The organism is Hyphomicrobium sp. CS1BSMeth3 (assembly GCF_900117415.1).
In the GTDB taxonomy this organism is placed as follows: Bacteria; Pseudomonadota; Alphaproteobacteria; order Rhizobiales; family Hyphomicrobiaceae.
On the sequence record NZ_FPEI01000006.1, the window covers coordinates 46,153 to 65,793 of the forward strand.

Here is a 19,641-nt window from a genome sequence, read left to right on the forward strand (position 1 = left end):
CGTCTCCGAGGTGTCAGTTATCTGAAATCAGCCATCCAATCACGGGATCGGATCTGGCTCTCCATGCGCCATCTGAAAATCTCGTCCTGCAAGGATTGCTTCTCCGAAGCGACGGCGGGCTCAAGCCACAAATTCCTTTCCTCGTGCGGGTCGTCACGCAGATCGAAGAGCTGGCCTTCCTCGCTCCCGAGGAAGTGCACGAGCTTCCAATCCCTGGACCGGATCATGGTCATGAACTTGATCTTTTCGAGCACATTGTCAGGCCCCAGCTCGGTGAATACGTAAGGCCGTCCATCCGCTTTCTCGCCGCTAAAGTACTTGTGCAGACTCTCGGCCTCCATATACGCCGGCACCTCTACGCCCGCCCACTCCAATATGGTTGGCCCGATATCCATGTGCTGCACGAGCTGATCGACCCGCGCGGCGGCAGGAATGCGCCCTGGCCCCCATACCACGAGCGGCACGCGAACGACCTGCTCATACATCGTCCACTTCTGACTCTGCCCGTGATCGCCGAGCGTGTCGCCATGGTCGGAAGTGAACATGACGATGCTGTTCTCGAGCAGCCCTTTGGCCTCCAGCGCCGCCAGGATGTCGCCGACCTTCTTGTCGATCATGGTGACATTGGCGAGGTAGTAGGCGCGCTGGCGCTTGCGTGATTCAAGGCTTGGCTCCAGCGAATAGGCGATGGCGTCGGCCTCGAGCTCCACGCTGCGTCGGCGGAGGGCGTCGAAGGCCGCTGGCTGGCTCTCCGTGTCTGCATCGTTCACCGCGCGCACCGGGATGTCGCGACCCTCGTATTGCTCGATTGCGGAGCGGGTCGGATCGTACGGCGGGTGTGGTCCAGGAAAGCCGATCTGCAGGAAGATCGGCTCATCGGTCGGCGCGTACTTCTTGATCCACCACGCGGCCAGATCGCCGGTGAAATTGTCGGAGTGAAGATCGTCCGGCAGTGCCCACTCGAATGCGCCGAGGCGCTCCTTGTAGTCCGGGAGCTTGCGGTAGTCCATTCTCAAAGGGCGCTCGAGGCGATGCGTCGCGAGCGCTTTGTCCCATTCGTCGATGAACTCGCTGCCGGTGAACTTCCTGATGCGCTCCTTGTTCTCGACGATGAGGCGCTGATGGAAGCCGCACTGCGCATCCATCGGCCAAGTGTGCATCTTGCCGACATTCACGCATCGATATCCGCTCGCAGCGAGGCGCTCGACCCAGGAGCGTCGCCAGCCGTCGAGATTGCAGATCACGCCGTTCGTGTGTGGATAAAGCCCGCTAAAGAGGCTCGCGCGTGCCGGCACGCACGACGCAGCCGATATGTAGCAGGAATCGAACGACGTGCCTTCGCGAACCAATCGATCCAGCGTTGGCGTGATGGCATGTGGGAAGCCGAGCGCAGCGATCGTATCGTACCGCTGCTGGTCGGTGATGATCAGGACAATGTTCGGTCGACGGGTCATATGAGGTCAACTTCTATAGCGAGGCGTGGCTGGAGCGCGGGTGGCTAGAGGCACGAGAAGCGTTGCGCGGCTATCCGGCGAGGAAGCCGCCATCGATCGCGACGATTGAGCCCGTGGCATACTGCGAGGCCGGCATGCACAGGAAGGCGGCAGCTCCCGCGACCTCGTCCGGTTTTCCCCAACGCTTGAGCGCGGTTCGGTCGGCAATTCGCAAGCGATGTGCCTCGTCCTTGCGCCCGGCCTCGTTGATGGGCGTCTCGATATAGCCTGGCGCCACTGCGTTGACCCGAATGCCCTCGGGGGCCCAGGCCATTGCTAGAGCCTTCGTCAGCATCACGACGCCGCCTTTGCTGGCGCAGTAGGCCGGAATGCGGGGGAGTGCCAGATAGGCATTCATCGATGCGATGTTCACAACGCAGCCCTTGCTCGCGGCGAGCTGAGTGTGGAAGGCCATGCACGTACGGAAGGTGCCCGTCAGGTTCACGTCGAGGACTTTCTGGAAGGTCGCGATCTCGTACTCCTGGTCCCGAGCGAGTATCCCGGCGCAATTGATCAATGCGTCGGTTCGATCGTGCTGTCGGGCGAACGCCGCGACGCCCTCGTCGCTGCATACGCCGAGCTCCGTCAGGCGCAGCTTCGGATCAGGCTTGAGTGTCGTTTGCTCGAGTGCCCGCGCGTCGGCGCCGGTTGCGGAAACCGTTGCCCCGAGCTCTAGAAACAAGTTGCAGATTGCGGAACCAATTCCTCCCGAGCCGCCGATCACCACGGCGTGGAAGTTGGTCGGAAGCGAGAAGGCCGTCATGGCGTGGGTTTCCATGTTTCTGAAGATGCCGACGGCAGCCGCCCGACGGACGTCGGGGCGGTCGCCGTCGAGCGGGTCGGTTCACTTCTGCGCAATAAGTTCGTCGAGGCCCTTGTCTGCATCCGCGCAGGCCTGCTCCACCGTCTTCTTCTTCAAGAGCAGGTCGATCACGGCCTGGCCGATGAAGTCGCGCGACTGAGGATTGGCAACGATCGGATAGCCGACCTCGGAAGTCCCCTTGTCGGCGAGCACGCGGAGCGCAGCCTGCCACTCTTTGCGCACCTCATGCTCGCTGATCCAGGCCTGATACTCCGTGCTGGTGGCAACCGAAGCGCGAGGCGGTGCGATGCCCTCGAGAGCGAGGGCCTTCTGAGTGGCCGGACTGGTCGCCCATTGAACGAAGAGCCAAGCAGCATCAGCGTTCTTGCTGAAGGGCGATACGGCAATGCCCCAGCCGATCGTCGTCGGAACCGAGCCGGCGGAGCCCGCCGGCAGCGGCATGACGCTCGTATCCTTCAGGCGCGCGGGATCTTCCATGAAGATGGAGAGCTGATTGGACGACTCGAAAGCCATCGCGACGCGGCCTGCGCCATAGAATGACGAAATCTGCTGGAACGAGTAGTTGACGACGCCGGGTGGTCCGAAATCGCGCAGGAGCCTGCTGTAGAGCTCGAGCGCCTGCGAAGCGGCTGGGCTGCACAGGTTGGACTTACCATTTTTGATGTAGGTCCCGCCCATGTTGTGAAGAAAATTGCTGTAGGTGTAGGCCAGAGCCGGTCTGAGCCCGCGCGACACGTACGGGGTGATGCTCTGATCGCACTTGGCGATGGCCTCCGCCGCGGTGGCGAGATCGTCGAGACGCTTCGGCGCCTCGATTTTGCATTTGGCGAAAATGTCCTTGCGCCAGTAGAGCAGCGGGCCCTCGATGTTCATCGGCAGGCTGGTCACCTTGCCATTGAAGGTACCCGCCTCGAGAAGTGCCTTACTCAAGTCGTCAGGCTTGTAGTCGGGCGCAACATCTTCCTTGAGACGCTTCGTGAGATCTGCAACCCAGCCGGCGGTCGCAAATTGCTGACCTTCTCGGGAGGGCAGGGTCATGAACACATCAACCTCATCGCTGCGCGCGTTCATTACGGTGAGGAGGCGCTGGCGGAGCTGAGGCTCCTGATACATATCGGCTTTGAGCGTGATGCCCGTGAGCTTCTCGAACTCGGCCTTCTTCGCGACGAGCGCAACGCCGAGCGAGTTGTTGTTCACAAAGAAACGGACAGTCGTGCCCTGATTGCGCTTCCAATTGTAGTCGGAGGCCTGCGCTGGCATCAGCCCAGCAAGCATGGCGATCGTGGATGCGATGGTCGCTTGGCGTAATGTTCTGGTCATCGTTTCCTCCTCATCGTTTTTCTTCAGACGCGGACGGTGGATGTCGGCGATCTGTGCGACGAGCCTTTCCGGCCCTTGCCGCTCCCGTGACTTTGTCTTTGGCTTCACTCCCTCCTTCTGCCGAGCGGACCGATCCTGCGGCCATGGCCTCGCCGATCTGCGATATTTGTAACGTTTACATGATCTATAGCTCAATTATTCGCTCAAATAGCGCTCATCTATTGACGTATGGCAGAGTAATAAGTAAACCGGTTACATCAAAACCGCACACTGTCAAGTGCGACGTAACCCGCCTAGGGAGGCGCCATATGGATTCCACCTGTCTCGCAGGAATGCGCGTGCATGGTGCGCTGGGATTGCGCCAGCCAGGCTGGCCAGCACCCACTGAGGCCGCCGCCTAAGCACGGCATTTTCACAACGCGCATGCTGGCGTGGCCCCTCGTCTGCTGGCTCAGCGGACGCTTTCCCCTGGAGCATTCATGGCTTCTCTTTCGCGAGCCGCATCCGCGCAAGTGATCGCCGACGACGCGCCTCGCTTAAATCCGCACTCGTTTCAGCTCGCCGCGCTCTCGGCGCCTGCAGTTCTTTTCACCTTTGCGATGATCGCCTTTCCCTTCTGCTACGCGATCTGGCTCGGCTTTCATTCCTTCTCCGCGACCGGCCATAGTCGCTTCGTCGGCCTCGACAACTATCGCAAGCTGATCGGCGATATAGAGTTCTGGAACGGCCTCTACGTGACGTTCGCTCTCTATTTCCTGGGCCTCGCGCTGCAGATCGCGGGTGGTATCTATCTCGCCATCCTCCTGTTCAATGCGAAGCGCTTGTCGGGCTTCATGCGCTCGCTCTTCATTTCGCCGATCCTGCTGCCGTCCGCCGTGGCCGGCATGATGTGGATCATCATTCTCGATCCGAGCATCGGGCTCGCCAACTATCTGTTGTCACTGGTCGGCCTCCCTCCCTCCGAATGGATCGCATCACCGGTTTGGGTCATTCCGACAATCGCACTGATCGACACGTGGCACTGGACGCCGTACGTGGCGCTCATCGTGCTCGGTGGCCTTCAGTCTCTGCCGCAGAACGTTTTCGAAGCGGCGCAGATCGACGGCGCATCGCCGGCGCGGACCTTCTGGCGCATCACGCTGCCGCTTCTGCTGCCCACGATCGTGACGGCCACGGTGCTGCGTAGCGTCGATCTCCTGCGCTTCTTCGACATCATCTACATCATGACGCAGGGCGGCCCGGGCAATGCCTCCAACACGCTCAACGTCTATGGCTTCAAGATCGGATTCGAGTACTTCAACATCGGCTATGCGAGCGCGCTCATGCTGACCCTGTCGACGATCGTTCTCGGCGTCGTCCTGACGCTCAATCGCCTGCGCAAAGCAGTCGCGTGGTGAGGACTGGTGCCATGTCATCAACGCTGAGTGCTGCCTGGGCAAGGCGCCTGAATACGCTGCAGCTGGTGCTCGTGGGTATCTTCCTGCTGGCGCCTGTCGTATGGATGGTGCTGGCCTCGTTCAAGCAGTCGAGCGACGTGATCGCCTATCCTCCGACGCTCCTGTTCACGCCGACTATCGAGAACTACCGCGCGCTCATAGAGACGACGCCGTTCCTCAGCTACGCGATCAACAGCATCATCGTGACTGTCGGATCGACGACGCTCGGCATCGTGTTCGGCGTGCCGGCCGCGTTCGTGATCTCCTGGACCCGGGTATCTTGGCCTGCGGTGCTGACACTGGCGGCGCGCATGGTGCCGGGCGCCCTTTTTCTTCTGCCTTGGTACATCCTTTTCAGGAACCTCGGCATGATTGGCTCCTATTGGCCGCTCATCCTGAGCCATGCCGTCATCACCATGCCGATCGTCATCTGGATCCTCTTGCCGTACTTCGACGGCATTCCACGAAGCATCTACGAGGCCGCGCAGGTGGATGGCTGCAGCGTCACGCGCGTCCTTTGGCGCATCGCATTGCCGCTGGTGGGATCAGGCGTCGCCATCGCGGCCATCCTGGCGTTCGTGTTCTCGTGGAACTTCTTTCTCTTCGTGCTCGTGCTTTCGACGTCGGACACGAAGACGATGATCGCAGCGTCGTTCAACTTCGTAGGTGAAGGCTCCACGCGGTGGGGCGTTCTCATGGCCGTCGCGACGCTGATTGCACTGCCGCCTCTCATGTTGGCGATGGTTGTGCAGCGCTGGCTTGTCGCCGGCCTGACCCTCGGTGCGGTGAAGGGCTAGGGAGAGGACAGCCATGCCTGATGCCAAGCTCCACAATGCGCAGATGCTCGCGGCAGTCTTTCATGGTGCCGAGCGCATCACAATCGAGCGCGCGCCGATACCAGAGGTGGCTCGCGGAGAGGTCCTCCTGCGCATCGTGCGTACGGCGCTCTGCGGCTCGGATTTCAAGCTCTGGCACAAGGGGGCCGAGTTCACGGCGGGCCACGAGATCTTCGGCGTCGTCGAGATGCCGGATCATCCCATGCATGGCCGACGCTGCGTCGTCTACATACCCACGCATTGCGGCCAGTGCTCCGCCTGTCGAGCAGGGGCGACGCAGAGCTGCCTTGAGGTATCGTCGCTGATCGGCTGGAACCGACCCGGCGGCTACGCGGAGTTTGTACCCGTCCCCGAGAACTGCTTGTTGCCGGTGCCGGACGACATCGAGGATAGCCTCGCGCCCCTGTTGCTCGACACGATTGGGACGTCAGCGCACGCCGTGCGTTTCGTTCGGCCTCTCGTTCCACCGCAATCCGGTGCGCCCGTCCTGGTGACCGGGGCCGGACCGGTCGGACTGGGCGTCGTGCTCGCGCTCAGAAGCATGGGCTACGCTGACATCAACGTCTCGGATCCCAATGCCGAGCGGATTGCCATCGCGCGTGCCTTCGGCGCCAAGGCTCATCCCACGGGCGACACGAGCCGGCGCTTCAAACTCGTCGTCGAATGCTCGGGTGCACATGCGGCTCGCAATCTGGGCATCGAGGTGGTGCTGCCGCACGGCGCGTTGGTTCTTGTCGGAGAGAATGCGGCGCCCTGGATGATCGAAGAAGGCAGGGTATTTCGGCGGAAGGACTTCTACATGATCCGAACGTTCTATTTTCCCGTCGGCGACTTCGAGGAGAACGTCGAGCTTCTGCGCCGCCACAAGGACGAGTACCGCCGGCTGGTCGATCTCGAGTTCGATCTCGCAAGCCTGCCCGAGAATTTTGCCCGCTTCGCGTCGGGCAAGCTGATCAAGCCGGTACTGGCATTCGAGTGACAGCATGGCATCCATCAGGCTTCGCAATATCGTCAAGACCTTCGGCGGCCCGAACGTCATCTCCAATCTGAGCCTCGATATCGACGACCGCGAGTTCGTCGTGTTCGTCGGCCCTTCCGGTTGCGGCAAGTCGACACTGCTGCGCATTATCGCCGGTTTGGAGCCCGTCACGGAAGGCGACGTCTTTATCGGCGAGCAGCGCGTCAACACTCTTCCCGCTGCGCGCCGCAACATCGCGATGGTGTTCCAGGACTACGCGCTCTATCCGCACATGACCGTCTACGGCAACATGGCGTTCGCGCTCGAGTTGCGCGGCTTGAGCAAAGCCGAAATCGATACCCGCGTGCGCCGCGCTGCGACCATGCTGGACATCGAGCCTTATCTGGATCGCAGGCCCAAGGCGCTTTCTGGCGGCCAGAGACAGCGCGTCGCGATGGGGCGTGCCATCGTACGCGATCCGCAGGCTTTTCTGTTCGATGAGCCGCTGTCGAACCTTGATGCGAGGCTGCGGGGGCAGGTGCGTGCGGAGATCAAAGCGCTCTCGCAGCAGCTCAAGACCACGATGATCTTCGTGACGCACGATCAGGTCGAGGCCATGACGATGGCGGATCGGATTGTCGTTCTGCACGCCGGCGTGATTCAGCAATACGACACGCCGGAGCAAGTATACGAGAAGCCGGCCAATCAATTCGTTGCTGGCTTCATTGGCTCGCCCACTATGAATTTTCTTCCGGTTAGGCTGCAAGGAGACAGTGTCGTCCTCGCCGGTGATGGGCGTGCTCTGTCGCTGGGCGATGAGCATCGCGGTCGCCTACGGAGTGCGGGCGGCGAAGCAACGCTCGGTGTTCGCCCCGAGCATCTGGTGCTGTGCAATCCCGGTGATGGCATTGCCGCGAGCATTAAGCTCGTCGAACCGCTGGGATCCGACACGATGGTGCATTTCGATCTTGCTGGAACAGCCGCGATCGCGCGCGTCGATCCGGCTACCAAACCCAAGGTCGGCGAGACGATCGCGCTCCGCATGGCGCCGTCGAGAGTTCATATGTTCGACGTCAAGAGCGGGCAGGTGCTCGCGTGAACGAGGAAACGCCGTCGGGCGGCCACGCCGCTTCCATTCGCGACCACATGCTGGCCCGCGTGGAGACAACACGCGTGATCTGCCTTGGCTTGTCCGCGCTCGATCACATTTGGCGGGTCGATGAGCTGTTTGTCGGGGGGAGCGAGAAAATCAAGAGCTCCGAGCACCACAGCATTGGTGGCGGTATGGCGGCCAACGGTGCGGTTGCGGTTGCTCGGCTCGGGGGAATTGCGGAATTCTGGGGGCGCGGCGGGCAGGACGCTGCCGGCGAGGAAATGCGCGGCGCGATGGCGGAGCAGGGTGTCTGCGTTGAGCACTTTCGTCTTTTTCCGGGCGGGCGCTCCTCCATATCGGCCTTGATCGTCGATCGGGCTGGCGAGCGTCAGATCGTGAACTTCCGCGGCTCTTATCCGGAAGACGCGACCTGGCTTCCGCTCGAAGCCGTGGCGACGGCGGCGTGCGTGCTTGCGGACCCGCGCTGGGTTTCAGGAGCGCGTGCGCTGTTCATCGCGGCGCGAAAGCACAATGTACCGACGGTGCTGGATGCCGATATGGCTGAGCCGGACGTCTTCGAGGCGCTCCTGCCGCTCACAGACCACGCGATCTTTTCGGAGCCCGTGCTGGCTCGGTTCACAAAGCGGGATGCGGAGTCCGCGCTCGAGGTTGTGGCCGCCTACGGCTGCCGGGTCGCCGGCGTCACGCGGGGGGCGCGCGGCGTGACGTGGCGCACCGAAGGCGCGACCCACCAACGTTTGGCTGCTCGCATCGAGGCCGTGGATACGTCCGGGGCCGGCGACGTCTTCCACGGAGCCTATGCGCTCGCCGTCGGTGCAGGTCTCGCCGTCCCCGACTGCATGTCCTTTGCCAGCGCAGCCGCTGCGCTGAAGTGCACGCGCCTCGGCGGCCGCGCCGGCATACCAACTCTTCGGGAATGTCTCGATTTCGAAGGATGAGAACATGAGCTCTATTGGAAAAATGCGTGGCCTTGCGCGGCTGGCCGATGCCGATGGTCACTTCCGCATGGTGGCGCTCGATCAGCGCCCGCCGATGTTCGAGGCACTCGCGAAAGCCCGCGGCGTGACGAAGGACGACGTGCGTTTCGAGGAAGTCGTCGCTGCCAAGCGCCTGCTGGTCGAGGCGCTGTCGCCGCACTGCAGCTCGATGCTGCTCGATCCGAACTATGCCGTTCCGGCGGCAATCGACATCCTGCCGCCGAGGTGCGGACTGATCGTGACACTGGAGGATCATCGGACAGAGGAGACCAACGGTGGGCGGCGATCGCGCGTGATCACGAATTGGAGCGTCGATAAAATTCGCGCACTAGGCGCCGATGCCGTGAAGGTTCTGGCCTGGTACCGGCCCGATGCGGACGCGGCGGTCGTAGCGCATCAAAAGCAGTTTGTCCGCGCCATCGGTGACGACTGCCAGCGCAATGACATACCCTACGTGCTCGAGTTGCTCGTTTATCCCTTCGCCGGCACGGCGTCGCACACGGCCGATTATGTCGAGTCGCCGGACAAGTTGCCGAACCTTGTCATTGAAAGCGTGCGTGAGTTCGTCAAGCCCGAGTATGGCGTCGACCTCCTGAAGCTCGAAAGCCCGATTGCGGTCGCTCAGCTTCCAGATCGAGGGACTGGTTGCCGCGAACAGGTGGCTCAGGCCACGTTCTCGATCGTTGGCGATCTGTGCCGGGAGCACGGTATCCCGTGGGTTCTCCTTTCCGGCGGTGCGGCGAAGGACAAGTTTGAGCTCGTCCTCGACTATGCCTATGCGGCTGGTGCCAGCGGTTTCCTCGCTGGGCGCACGATCTGGCTCAATGCCGTGCAGTCGAACTTCCCGGATCTGCAGAAGCTCGAAGCGGCCCTGAGGACGGAAAGCGTCGACGTTCTGTCTCGCCTCAGCGCGCTGACCAAGGAAAAGGCCTGTACGTGGTCGACGCGCTATCCCAAAGGCGACTCCATTGCCGCCGAGGGCGATTTTGCCAAAGCATATGCACCTGCCCGGTTCGAGGTGTCGCGTGGTCAAGCCAATGTGGCATCGATCTGAGACAACGATGTTGATGGGACCTAGAGAAGCCTAGCCTCGGGTAAGTGCATCTTGGGGCAGATAAAATGCTCTCCAGTGGCGCTGAAGTGGAAATTGTTCCAGGCGAGACGGGCGCTCGAAATGGATTGACGTTACGAACGTCCGCCACCTCTTTCGCCGTGTGCCGCGGATGAGCGACTGTGCTTGTCCCGGGTCTAGTCGGCGCGAATCCGCCAACTCGGTCACGAAGTCGGTGATGTCCCGGCGCGTCGCATCGCGCGGCCAGAGTTGCGCGGCCCTCAGCGCCAGCGCAGGGGCGAGGCCGGCGTGCTGATGCTGGTCGTAAGCTCATTGTCAGCAGGGTCATCGAGCTCGGGGCAAAGATCCATCAGCAGTGCGCTGCGCGCGGTATCGAGACTTCAGGAGGCCGCGTATCTGGAGTCGTCACGGAGAAGGGAACCATCCGAACGGACGCCGTGCTCTGTGCTGGTGGCGCTTGGACATCAATGTTCTGCCGGCCTCATGGCATTGATCTACCGCAGGCTGGTGTCTTTGCGACTGCCTGGCGGACTGAGCCAGTTCAGGGGATCACTGACGGCTGTATTGGAACACCCAGCTTTGCATTTCGTCGCCGCGAAGATGGCGGGTTTACGGTCGGATTGAGCGGGCGCGGCAGAGTTGAGCTCAATCTCAACAGCATGCGGCACGCGCTCAAGTTCTTCCGCCTGTTTTTGATACGCAGGAAGGCGCTGACGCTGCGTCTCGGGCGATCTTACGCTTATAGTCCCGATGCAAACTTGACCTGGCGCCCGGACGAGATCTCGCCTTTCGAGCGCACGCGCGTATTCGATCCGCAACCCGATCCGAAACTTGTCGAAGAGGGGATGTTGCAATTGCGCCGGCAATTCCCGGAGCTGCGCCACGTGAAGGCGGCGGAGATTTGGGGAGGTTTCATCGATTCCTCGCCCGACACGCTGCCTGTGATCTCGCCAGTCGAGAAGCTTCCTGGGTTCTTCATCGCGGCGTGTTTCAGCGGCCATGGCTTCGGTACAGGACCAGCGGCGGGGCATCTCGCGGCCGATCTCGTGACGGGGACATCTACGATCGTGGATCCCCATCCATTTCGCTATTCGCGCATGACGGATGGAACCAAGCTTGACCCGAATTCCTGGGGCTAAGGTTCCGTTACTTGGCTGAACCGATCGCGCAGTGTGGCGATTGAGGGCGAGCGCCCTCGATCGCAGCTACTCAACAATAACGTAGATCTTCCGCACTGTCTTGATAGTGCGCCATGTTCCTATAAAGCCAGGCTTCATGATGAAGCTATCTCCGGCGCGGTACTGGATCGGCTCTTTGCCATCCTCGGTGATCTCGACCACGCCTTCGAGGATGTGGCAGAACTCGAAGGTTTCGCCTTTGATCGACCGCGTCAGGCCAGGCGTCGCTTCCCAAATGCCTGTACGAACTTGGTCGCTCCGAGAATCGTCGATCGCGTAGGTTCGGAAGGTCGGATCACCGGAGATCAATCGATCCGGGGTCGCCTTGCTCACCTCGGCTTCGTCGAAGTTGGTAGCTTTGATCGTTTTCAGAAAGCTCATGCGTGGTACTCCAGTGCGTTTGGACTAGTAGCCGCGGTCAGGCTTGACCTCACCAATCATGGGACGACCCGCTTGATGGCGGCGGATGTTCTCTATGAGCATCATGGCGGCGGTGTCCGCGCGTGTTGTCGAAGCTATGTGCGGTGTGAGGATGATCCTTGGATCCTTCCAGATGGGATCATCAGGGGGAAGCGGTTCGGGATGCACGACGTCCAGGAAGGCACTCTGCAGGTGACCTGAATCGAGCAACTTGATGAGAGCCGACGGATCGAGATGCTGACCGCGACCAACATGGATGAGGCTCGCGCCTGGCCGCAATTTGCCGAGTAGATTCTCAGAGAGGATGCCGTGTGTCTCGTTGGTTAGCGGCAGAAGGCAGACGAGAATGTCGGTTTGCGCGAGAAAGCGATCGAGCTCATCGCGTCCATAGAAGCAGTTCACGCCCGCGATGGTTCGCGCGGACCGGCTCCATCCGGCGAGGCGGAAGCCGAACGGTGCGAGGGCTCGAAGCGAGGCTTGCCCTAGCTCTCCAAGCCCCATGATGCCGACGCAAATCTCGGACGTCGGGCGGATTGGATACGTGATCCATTTGGCATGGGATTTGTGAGCCACGTATCGTGGCAGATCGCGATGCACTGCCAGAGTGGCCATTGTCACGTATTCTTGCATCGTTGCGGTGATACCCGGCTCGATCATGCGCACGAGCTTTGCGCCGGCCGGTATGTCGTCGAAGGAGAACTGCTCGACACCTGCTCCGAGCGAGAAAAGAACCTCAAGTCGAGGATAGGCTGCTCGTAGATGTGGAATGGCCTTCCAGGTGAAGAGATATCGAACCTCTTTGGCATCGCAGGCTTCGCCGACTGCAATGAAGGGTAGGCCCGGAATAGCCTTCATGAATGCGGATCGAATGATCTCGCTGCGAGCCTTGTCGGTATTGTAGTAGAAGGTCATTGCGATTGGGATGGCGGCCGATCGACAGTCCAACTCAAGATCGTGCTACCGCGACGAGCGGCACTCACACGGCCTACGCGGGGGATGGCGTTGCACGGCATTTTATCGGCATCTCGGGGCGAGGAACATTTTGAATTCACGGCGCCATGCAGCATAAAATTTTGCAACGTCGAGCCTACTGCGCCCTCTCCAGCAGCGATGCCAAGGGGTAGTGCCTTTTGATAAAGGGCGACTTTATGACGACGTAGCTGAAGTACTTTTCGATGCCGATATTGCGCTGGAGAAGGGCCTCCATCGTCTCTTGGTAGTGCGCAATGCCGCGTGTGATGAACTTCAATAGGTAGTCGTAGCCGCCGCTGACCAAGTGGCATTCAATGACTTCATCGATATCGCGAACGGCTGCCTCGAAACGCGAGAAGTCGCCATGTCCATGGTCTGCCAGCGTGACCTCGGCAAAGACCGAGATCACTTCTCCAAGTTTGGATATGTCAATTTCAGCTCCATAGCCGGAGATGTACATGGCCTCCTCAAGTCGCCTCACGCGCATCAAGCACGGACTGGGCGACAGACCGACCTTTTCAGCGAGATCGACATTGGTGATCCGCCCGTTCTTCTGAAGCTCGGAGAGGATCTTGAGATCGATGCGATCGAGTTTTGGAAGACTCATGGGTTACCCTTCCCGGAGCACAATCCTCCGGCGAGGTCGGAGATGCAAAGCGATCCGCGTCAGGCAGATCGAGCGTGATATGAGCCAGAAGTTTCTGCTGGCTTGGCTCTGCAGTGGCGTGCCGCCTATCCTACGTTTCCGATCAAGCTTCGTCGCTTGGTGCGGGGCCGCTTAGTGGGTGCTGGAAATTCTACGCTCACGCAGATGGATCGAGGCCTCCGATGTGAAGGGTCTTGAGTTCCAGATACTCTTCCAATCCGTACTTCGATCCCTCGCGACCAATGCCCGATTGCTTGATGCCGCCAAATGGCGCGACTTCGATCGATACGGATCCCGTGTTAAGGCCGATCATTCCGAACTCGAGGCGCTCGGCCACGCGCCAGGAGCGCTTAAGATCGCGCGTGTAAAAATAGGACGCGAGGCCGTAAGGCGTGTCGTTCGCGATCGCGATCGCATCCTTCTCGTCCGAGAACTTGAAGATCGGAGCTACAGGCCCGAATGTCTCCTCGGACGCGAGGAGCATATCTGTCTTTGCCGATGTCAGAATGGTCGGCGCAAAGAACTGTGTGCCGGGCTCGACGCCGCCACCAAGCAGGAGCGTTGCGCCCTTGGCGCGCGCATCGTCGATATGGCGGGCGACCTTGTTCACCGCGGGCTGGTTGATGAGTGGCCCGATCGTTATGCCTGGATCGGCTCCATTGCCGACCTTGAGATTGGAAACCGCCGTCGACAGGCGCTCCACGAAGCGCTCATAGATGCCGTCCTGCACGAGAATGCGATTGGCGCAAACACATGTTTGTCCGGCATTGCGGAACTTGCTCGCCATGACGCCGGAGACGGCCAGATCGAGATCGGCATCATCGAATACGATGAATGGCGCATTGCCGCCGAGCTCGAAGCTCACGCGCTTCACTGTTTCCGCGCACTCCCGCATGAGAAGGCGACCGACGCGCGTAGAGCCGGTGAAAGAAAGCTTGCGCACTTTCTCACTCGATGTCAGCACCTGACCGATCTGCTCCGGGTAACCCGTGAGCACACTGAATACGCCCTTGGGAATGCCCGCGCGCTCCGCAAGAACCGCAAGCGCCAACGCTGAGAAGGGCGTGAGTTCGGAGGGCTTTGCGACGATCGGGCATCCGGCGGCGAGAGCGGGCGCGCACTTGCGCGTGATCATCGCGCTCGGGAAGTTCCAGGGAGTAATAGCTGCGGAAACGCCGATCGGCTCTCGAAACGCAAGAATGCGCCGATCGCTTGTGGGTGCTGGTATCGTGTCGCCGTAGACCCGCCGCGCTTCCTCGGCAAACCATTGTACGAAGCCCGCACTGTAGGTGATCTCGCCACGCGCTTCGGTGAGTGGCTTGCCCTGTTCGGCAGTCATGATCAGCGCCAGATCGCTCTGGTTTTCGATCATCAGTCGATGCCACGCCATCAAAATTGCAGAGCGATCTGCGGCCGGAAGTGCGCGCCAGGCAGCCGATGCATTCTCAGCAGCCATGATGGCTTCCTGCGTCTCGGATGCACCGAGGGCGGGCACATTGCCGATTGTGTCGCCTGTCGCCGGGTTGACCACGGCGAGCGTCCGCCCATCTTGAGCGCCGCGCCACTCGCCTCCCACGAATGCGCGTTCGATGAATAGAGAGGGGTCGCGAAGGCGAGACTTGAGGTCCATGTCAGTCAGTATCCATCACTCAGGCGAGCCTGGGGCGCACGACCATGCAGGGTTTGGGTGTTTTGGTTTTGTTGCTTTCACCGTCGATCGGCGGGCGCGATGCTCGATACACCGGGTTTCAGGGATCGGGCCTGCCGACTAGGGCGGCGATTTCAACTACTTGGCATCGGCTGGCGTTACGGCATCTGCCAGCGTGTAGAAGTTCGAGTACACCTCGATCTTCAGATCCTTCCGCGAAGCCAGAACGACAGGCTGTGTGTGCAAGGGGATAACGGCGGCATCTTCCATCGCCATGGTGACCGCGCGCGCTTGCATGGCGTGGCGCTTGGGTGCGTCGACGATGTTCAGGGCTTCCTGGATGATGCGATCGACTTCCGGGTTCGAATAGTGAGCGAGGTTCCACGTACCCAGCCGCTTCTCTCGATCGTACGTGTGGATCACCTGCTGGAGAACGTTGGCTTCGCCGGCGCTCGATGCGCCCCAACCGAAGAGGATGAAGCTGCCGCGTGGTCCCGTCCGATCTGTCATTCGAGAGAAGAAGACACTCCGCGGTATCATCTCAACGGTGGTTTTGATGCGCAGTCGTGCAAGCAGCTGTGCCGCCGTCTGGCAGATTTGCGCGGCATTGGGATAGCGTCCCTCAGGGCAATGCATAGTCATCACAAAGCCATCGCCCCATCCTGCCTCCTGCATCAGCTTTCGCGCCTGATCAACGTCGGGGACGATATCTGGCAGATTGTGAGCGTGGCCACCCAGCTTCTTGGGGACGATCTGGCTGTTCGGATATGACAAGCCTTCCATCACGCGATCACGAAACAGGTTGCGGTCGATCGCGAGGGACAGGGCTCGCCGAACGCGGACGTCCTTGAATGGATTGCTCTTGAGCGGATTGCCAGCGTTGTCGGTCAGGAAAGGAGTGACGTCGCGACCCAGATCCATGGAAAAGAAATTCACAGCATCCGACTCGCCGACGAAGACCGACGCTTTGCCGCTCTTCTTCAGCGTCGCAACCTCGCTCGGCGGAACGTCGTCGATCACGTCGACATCTCCAGCGAGGAGAGCAGCAACGCGCGCCGCACCGTTCGGCAGGAATCGGAAGGTGACCTTATCCCACTTCGCCTTGGGACCAGCGTAGGCTTCGTTGCGCTCGAGAACCAGCCGATTACCGGGCAGGAACTCGACAAACTTATAGGCCGCACTGCTGACGTTCGCCTTTGTCGTCCCGAAATCGGCGGGCGTTGCAGTCTTGGCAATTTCGGCGGGCACGATCACGAGCTGGGTGAGCGTGGTCGGCATGATCGGATAGGGATGCGACGTGATAATATGAAGAGTCAGATCGTCGATGATCTTGAACTCTTTCATGCCGGCGAAGATGCCCGCATACGTGCTCTTGGGAAGGTTGCGCACCCGCTCGTAGGTCGCCACGACGTCTGTCGTCGTTATGGGCTGGCCGTTGGCGAACTTCTGACCTGGCTTGAGCTTTATTTCCCAGATATTGTCGGAGAGCGCGGTGACCGACTCCGCGAGATTGGGTACGGCCTTGCCATCCTTGTCCAGAGACAGAGCCGGGGCAAGGTAGTGCACATAGAAGAAGAGTAGAGACGCCGACCACTGGGCGTGAGGATCTGCAACGAACTCACTGCGGGTGCCTATGCGAAGCTCTTTTGTATCTGCGTGTGCAATGGTGCTTGCGAGCGGAGCGACGGCCGACAGGACCGCGACGAGGCTACGCAACATTAATGCTCGGATGCTCATCAACTTGTCCCTCTAGCAACTCGTACGGTTTACATTTCTCTCGCATCGCCCAGAGCTAAGACGTTGCGAACCTGCTTCCGTTGGCGGGCGCAAGCAAACCCAGGTTCTCGCGCAGCGTCGTGCCCTCGTACTCCTTGCGGAACAGACCTCGCCGCTGCAGTTCGGGAATGAGCAGGCGCACGATGTCGTCGAGCGTCTCCGGGAGGAGGGCGGGCATCATGTTGAAACCGTCGGCGGCGCCATTGCGGAACCAGGCTTCGAGCTCGTCGGCGATATCTTCTGATGTCCCGATGAGCTGCCAGTGTCCTCGAGCGCCCGCGATTCTCATCGCAAGTTGCCGGACGGTGAGGCCCTCCTGCCGCGCCATGCGCACGAGCATCTCCGAACGGCTCTTCAGGCCTTCGACCGAGGGAATCTCGGGTACGATCGCGTCCGGATCGAACTGCGCGAAATCGTAGCTTGTCATGCGCGACAGCAGAGCAATGCTGACGTCCGAGTGAATGAGCTCCTGCAACTGTGTATATTTATCTTGCGCTTCCTGCCGCGTCCTGCCGACAATTGGCGAGACGCCGGGCATGATCTTCATGCCCTCTGGATTGCGGTTCCGCTGGGCGGCGCGGCTCTTCACGTCGGCGTAGAAAGCCTGCGCGCTTTCGATCTTTTGATGGGCCGTGAAAACCACTTCAGCGGTATCGGCCGCCAGACTCTTGCCGTCGTCCGACGAGCCTGCCTGTACCAGAACCGGTGCGCCTTGCGGGGAGCGCGGCACATTGAGTGGCCCGCGAACGCTGAAATGCTTGCCTGAGTGATTGAGCGTCCGCATCTTGCCGGGATCGAAGAACAGGCCGCCTTCCTTGTCACGGAGAAAGGCGTCGTCATCCCAGCTATCCCAGAGACCGAGAACAATCTCAGCAAACTCACGCGCTCGTTCGTAACGCTCGGCATGTTGATGATAGGGCTCGAGCCCGAAGTTGTAGGCTTCGTCCGCATTGGAGGAGGTCACGAGATTCCAGCCCGAGCGACCGCCGCTGATGTGATCGAGCGAAGCGAACTTCCGGGCGACATGATAGGGCTCGTTGTAGGACGTCGTGACAGTGGCGACGAGGCCGATATTGCTCGTCACCGCTGCGAGCCCGGAGAGCAGCGTCAGCGGCTCGAAGTTGCCGACGTAGTGTGCAATGCGTGAGGCGCTCGCCATCGACTCGCCCGTGCGCGGGATCGTTGCGAGCACATCAGCGAGAAAGAAGATGTCGAAGCGGCCGTGTTCGAGCGTGCGTACCAGCTCGACGTAGTGCTTGAAGTTCACGCCAGCATCGGCCTGAGCAGTGGGGTGCCGCCATGCGGCGAGGTGCTGTCCCGTCGGATTGATGAATGCTCCAAGCTTCATCTGGCGCGCCGGTCTGCCCATCGTTTTCCTCAGATGCGCGTTGCGGGGTGCCTCAGGCCGTGCGGTTCGGCGAGAAGCATGGACGTGAAGTTGCCCCGCAGGGAGCCGTTTTGATACCCGTAAACAGGGATGAGCATTAAGCCCAACCAAAATGAAAAAAGTCAACGTAAAATTTCAATATGAATGGAGTTCGGCGCCGCCTTGTTAGGCAGCGCCGAAGAGTTATGAGCCAAATCGGGGGGGCGTCGCGATGGTGTCAGCGGGCGCGCTTGAGGGCGTCTGCGAGCACCGAAACCATGGTGTCGATATGCTTGCGCTCGACGATCAGCGGCGGCGAGAGCGCAATGATGTCGCCGGTGATGCGAATGAGAAGCCCACGCTCAAAGCAATCCACGAAGACGTCGTAGGCGCGAGCGCCGGGCGCGTCAGGCCGTGGCGCCAACTCGATACCCGCGATGATGCCGATCGTCCGAATGTCGATGACGTGAGGCTGGCCGCTTAGCATGTGCATGGCGTCCTGCCAGTAGTCCGCAAGGGCTGCGCCTGCTGTCAGGAGGCCTTCTTCCTCATAGATCTCAAGCGTTGCAATACCTGCGGCGCAGGCTGCAGGATGGCCGGAGTAGGTATAGCCGTGGAAGAGTTCGATCTGGTTTTCCGGCCCCTGCATGAGTGCGTCATGGACTTTCCTGCTCGCGAAGACGGCTCCCATGGGCAGTGAGCCGTTCGTCAGCCCTTTGGCCGTGGTCATCAGGTCGGGCTTCACACCGAAATAGGAGCTCGCAAAGGGCGTGCCGAGGCGGCCGAAACCGGTGATGACCTCGTCGAAGATGAGAAGGATGCCATAGCGGTCGCAGATGGCGCGCAGCCTCTCCAGATAGCCCTTCGGCGGGATGAGGACGCCGGTCGATCCAGCAACGGGCTCTACGATAACGGCGGCGATGGTCTCGGCGCCGTGCAGTGCAACCAGGCGCTCGAGATCATCCGCAAGGTCGGCACCGTGCTGTGGCTGGCCACGTGTGAACGCGTTGCGCGCGAGATCGTGCGTGTGACGTAGATGATCCACTCCAGGAAGCTGGGGGAAGACGCGGCGATTGCTGACAATGCCGCCAACCGAGATCCCGCCGAATCCGACGCCGTGGTAGCCGCGCTCGCGGCCGATGAGGCGCGTGCGCGTGCCCTGGCCAATGGCGCGCTGATAGGCGAGCGCGATCTTGAGTGCGGTATCGACTGACTCAGATCCCGAATTGGTGAAGAAGACGCGGTCCAGATCTTTCGGGGCGAGGGCAGCCAGACGCTCCGCAAGGTCGAACGCCAAGGGATGTCCGAGCTGGAACGACGGCGCATAGTCGAGTGTGGAGAGCTGCTTGCCAACGGCATCAGAAATACGCTGGCGGCCGTGTCCGGCATTCACGCACCACAGGCCAGCCGTGCCATCGAGAACCGGACGTCCATCCTGGCTCGTGTAGTGCATTCCTTCGGCTGCAACGAGGAGACGGGGCGCCGCCTTGAACTGCCGGTTGGCCGTGAAGGGCATCCAGAAGCTGTCGAGCCTCGGAGCATTGATCTGGTGTCGCGCGGTCATGTATCACCTCCGTTTGCGCCAGAGGGACATGATCGGGAAAGG

Annotated in this window: 17 protein-coding genes; 7 read left to right on the top strand and 10 right to left on the bottom strand. The window is 60.8% G+C overall.

What is annotated here, in order from left to right; all coding sequences use genetic code 11:
• Positions 1–17: 17 nt before the first annotated feature.
• From CS1BSM3_RS15360 to CS1BSM3_RS15370, 3 genes are all read right to left on the bottom strand, one after another.
• Complete coding sequence (locus tag CS1BSM3_RS15360; RefSeq protein WP_072388351.1) at positions 18–1,454, bottom strand: sulfatase family protein; 1,437 nt, start codon at positions 1,452–1,454, stop codon at positions 18–20.
• 70 nt (positions 1,455–1,524) lie between these two features.
• The gene (locus CS1BSM3_RS15365; RefSeq protein WP_244540528.1) at positions 1,525–2,256 is read right to left on the bottom strand and encodes an SDR family NAD(P)-dependent oxidoreductase; all 732 of its coding nucleotides are present in this window, start codon (positions 2,254–2,256) and stop codon (positions 1,525–1,527) included.
• An 81-nt stretch (positions 2,257–2,337) separates the two neighbouring features.
• Positions 2,338–3,636, bottom strand: coding sequence for an ABC transporter substrate-binding protein (locus CS1BSM3_RS15370; protein ID WP_072393787.1), 1,299 nt, complete (start codon positions 3,634–3,636; stop codon positions 2,338–2,340).
• Positions 3,637–4,115: 479 nt separating this feature from the next.
• Between CS1BSM3_RS15370 and CS1BSM3_RS15375 the strand changes: the two genes are divergently transcribed.
• The 7 genes from CS1BSM3_RS15375 (at position 4,116) to CS1BSM3_RS15405 (ending at position 11,168) form a co-directional block, all read left to right on the top strand.
• Positions 4,116–5,033 carry a carbohydrate ABC transporter permease gene (locus tag CS1BSM3_RS15375; RefSeq protein ID WP_083528630.1) on the top strand — a complete coding sequence of 306 codons (918 nt, stop codon included), beginning with the start codon at positions 4,116–4,118 and terminating at the stop codon, positions 5,031–5,033.
• An 11-nt stretch (positions 5,034–5,044) separates the two neighbouring features.
• Positions 5,045–5,869 (top strand): carbohydrate ABC transporter permease, encoded by an 825-nt coding sequence (locus tag CS1BSM3_RS15380; protein ID WP_072388356.1) that lies wholly within the window; start codon positions 5,045–5,047, stop codon positions 5,867–5,869.
• A gap of 13 nt (positions 5,870–5,882) precedes the next feature.
• Entirely contained in the window at positions 5,883–6,887 is a 1,005-nt protein-coding gene (locus CS1BSM3_RS15385; protein WP_072388358.1) for an alcohol dehydrogenase catalytic domain-containing protein, read from the top strand.
• Between the two features lie 4 nt (positions 6,888–6,891).
• Complete coding sequence (gene ugpC, locus CS1BSM3_RS15390; protein ID WP_072388360.1) at positions 6,892–7,965, top strand: ABC transporter ATP-binding protein; 1,074 nt, start codon at positions 6,892–6,894, stop codon at positions 7,963–7,965.
• Complete coding sequence (locus tag CS1BSM3_RS15395) at positions 7,962–8,918, top strand: sugar kinase (RefSeq protein ID WP_244540529.1); 957 nt, start codon at positions 7,962–7,964, stop codon at positions 8,916–8,918. Before ugpC ends, CS1BSM3_RS15395 begins: the two co-directional genes overlap by 4 nt.
• Positions 8,919–8,922: 4 nt before the next feature.
• A complete protein-coding gene (locus CS1BSM3_RS15400; protein WP_072388362.1) occupies positions 8,923–10,011 on the top strand; it encodes a tagatose 1,6-diphosphate aldolase in 1,089 nt (362 codons plus the stop codon).
• Between the two features lie 344 nt (positions 10,012–10,355).
• On the top strand, positions 10,356–11,168 hold the full coding sequence (locus tag CS1BSM3_RS15405) for an NAD(P)/FAD-dependent oxidoreductase (protein ID WP_280174779.1): 813 nt from the start codon (positions 10,356–10,358) through the stop codon (positions 11,166–11,168).
• 66 nt (positions 11,169–11,234) lie between these two features.
• On the opposite strand, the gene CS1BSM3_RS15410 is transcribed toward CS1BSM3_RS15405, so the two are convergent.
• The 7 genes from CS1BSM3_RS15410 to CS1BSM3_RS15440 form a co-directional block, all read right to left on the bottom strand.
• The gene (locus CS1BSM3_RS15410) at positions 11,235–11,588 is read right to left on the bottom strand and encodes a cupin domain-containing protein (protein WP_072388366.1); all 354 of its coding nucleotides are present in this window, start codon (positions 11,586–11,588) and stop codon (positions 11,235–11,237) included.
• Positions 11,589–11,612: 24 nt separating this feature from the next.
• Positions 11,613–12,539 (bottom strand): 2-hydroxyacid dehydrogenase, encoded by a 927-nt coding sequence (locus CS1BSM3_RS15415; protein ID WP_072388368.1) that lies wholly within the window; start codon positions 12,537–12,539, stop codon positions 11,613–11,615.
• Between the two features lie 175 nt (positions 12,540–12,714).
• Complete coding sequence (locus CS1BSM3_RS15420) at positions 12,715–13,206, bottom strand: Lrp/AsnC family transcriptional regulator (protein WP_072388370.1); 492 nt, start codon at positions 13,204–13,206, stop codon at positions 12,715–12,717.
• A gap of 196 nt (positions 13,207–13,402) precedes the next feature.
• Positions 13,403–14,875, bottom strand: coding sequence for an NAD-dependent succinate-semialdehyde dehydrogenase (locus CS1BSM3_RS15425; RefSeq protein ID WP_072388372.1), 1,473 nt, complete (start codon positions 14,873–14,875; stop codon positions 13,403–13,405).
• 156 nt (positions 14,876–15,031) lie between these two features.
• Positions 15,032–16,612, bottom strand: a complete 1,581-nt coding sequence (locus CS1BSM3_RS15430; RefSeq protein ID WP_072388374.1) for an ABC transporter substrate-binding protein — start codon at positions 16,610–16,612, stop codon at positions 15,032–15,034.
• Positions 16,613–16,685: 73 nt separating this feature from the next.
• The gene (locus tag CS1BSM3_RS15435) at positions 16,686–18,038 is read right to left on the bottom strand and encodes an LLM class flavin-dependent oxidoreductase (RefSeq protein WP_072388376.1); all 1,353 of its coding nucleotides are present in this window, start codon (positions 18,036–18,038) and stop codon (positions 16,686–16,688) included.
• Positions 18,039–18,273: 235 nt separating this feature from the next.
• Positions 18,274–19,599 (bottom strand): omega-aminotransferase AptA, encoded by a 1,326-nt coding sequence (locus CS1BSM3_RS15440; RefSeq protein WP_072388378.1) that lies wholly within the window; start codon positions 19,597–19,599, stop codon positions 18,274–18,276.
• Positions 19,600–19,641: the final 42 nt, after the last annotated feature.